Raw genomic sequence first — 239 nt, forward strand, 5'->3', positions numbered from 1 at the left:
GGGATTATCGGTTCCCGATGATGTATCAGTGATTGGGTGCGATGACTCGGCCCTCATGAGGTACACCGATCCCCCATTAACGAGTCTTCGTCAGGACGTCAAGCTTATTTCCACGATGGCGATCCAATCCCTCATGGGGTCAATTCGCGGCGACACCGCCTTCCTCGGTGAGCGTCTGGTGCAACCCGAGCTCGTCATCCGGGGTACGACGGCACCGGCCCGAGTGCCGACCGTAAATC

The 239-nt window shown here is 58.6% G+C and carries 1 protein-coding gene; it reads left to right on the forward strand.

All coding sequences use genetic code 11. The annotated features are described in order from the left end of the window. Positions 1-55 precede the first annotated feature (55 nt). Positions 56-239 (forward strand): substrate-binding domain-containing protein (locus tag AAEY80_RS14855; protein ID WP_350588640.1); only part of this gene is annotated, 184 nt, incomplete at its 3' end.

It is taken from the genome of Psychrobacter sp. 78a-MNA-CIBAN-0178, assembly GCF_040309625.1.
Lineage (GTDB): Bacteria > Pseudomonadota > Gammaproteobacteria > Pseudomonadales > Moraxellaceae > Psychrobacter > Psychrobacter okhotskensis.